Source organism: Streptomyces sp. P5F9 (assembly GCF_057961495.1).
Window position 1 is genome coordinate 1 of sequence record NZ_JBXVPZ010000910.1, and the last position, 1,406, is coordinate 1,406.

Sequence of the window (1,406 nt, forward strand, 5' to 3'; positions counted from 1 at the left end):
CCCCGAGCCGCCTCCCGCAGCAGCCGCACCGCGTTCGGCTCGCTCCCCGGACCCCCCACGCGGCGCACCGCGCGGGCCTGGGCCAGGCGGAGACGGGCGAGTTCGGGCTGGGAGGAGCGGGCCGGGACCGCGGCCTGGCGGAAGTGTTCGAGGGCGGTCTCCGGTTCGCCCGCGGCCAGGGCGAGGACGCCGCGGGCCCGGGCGGTCGGGCCGACGAGGACCGTGGGCCAGCCGCCCAGGGCGAGCTGCTGGCCGTCGTGCGGGGCCAGGCGCGCGCGGAGCGTGGGCAGCACCGGCGCCAGCTCGGCCTCGAATCCGCCCTCCAGGTCCAGCGCCGCGCAGACCTCCGCGAGCAGGACGAGCGCGGGGACGGCCCAGCCCGACGGCGGGAACCGGTCGACGTCGGCGACGCAGCCGAGGAACAGGTCCGCGCCCTCGGCGTACTGCCCGGTCTCGCACATCGCGAGGGCCAGACCGGCCCGCCAGATCGGGAAGTAGGCGTGACGCTCGACGTCTCCGGCCAGGTCGGAGGTGAACAGTTCGGCCAGCCGACCCTGCTGTCGCAGCAGCCAGTAGGCCTGGCCGAGGCGGGTCTGGGTGAGGTTGTCCGCGGGGACGGCGTAGTCGGCGCGGAGCAGTTCGATGAACTTCAGCGACTCCACGAAGATCCACTCGGCGGCGGCGTCGAACCGGCCGTGCCACAGGTCGAGCAGGGCGTCGAGGGTGTGCCGCTGCCACAGGGCGAGGGCGCTCTGGGTCTCGGCGGCGTGTTTGCGGTACTGGTTCGCGGTGGCGAGGGCGCTGAAGATCCTGCCGTTGCGGAGCTGGTCGATGGCGACGGCCATGAGGGCCTCACCGCGGAAGTACGTCGAGTCCTGCCGTGCCGCGGCCTCGCGCAGCCGCTCGGAGAGGGTCAGCGACTCGGGGGCCGGCAGGAAGTCGTAGCGCGCCCAGCGGCACTCGGTGAGGACCTCGCAGCGCACCTCGCCGTCGCCGTCGTCGGGTAATCGGCGCAGCGTCTCCTCGGCGAGCCGCGCTCCCTCGGCGGGTCCCGCCAGTCCCGCCGCGGTGTCCTGGCTGACCGCCAGGGCCATCTTCTTCGCCAGATGCGCTTCGAGCCGCAGCCGCAGCCCCGCCGCCTCCGCGCCGCCGTCGCCGTCCAGCGCGGCCAGACAGCTCCGGATCAGCTGGAGCAGCTCACGGTCGACCTGCCCGGGATCGGACCAGCGGCGCGCCATCCTGATCACCGCCTCGGCCTGTGCGCGCGGGTCGCCCTCGGCGCTGCGGTAGGCGGCCGTGTAGTGCCGTTCGGCCTCCCGCATCCCGCCCGCGGTATGGCTGAGGTCACCGCGCCTCAGCAGCCGGCGGAACTCGGCACGGTCCGGGCCGACGGCCGGACCGTGCCG

Annotated in this window: 1 protein-coding gene; it reads right to left on the minus strand. The window is 75.2% G+C overall.

Going from position 1 to position 1,406, the window contains the following annotated elements; translation table 11 throughout:
• A partial coding sequence (locus tag AC31A1_RS51400) for a hypothetical protein (RefSeq protein ID WP_489659912.1) occupies positions 1 to 1,406 on the minus strand: 1,406 nt, incomplete at both ends.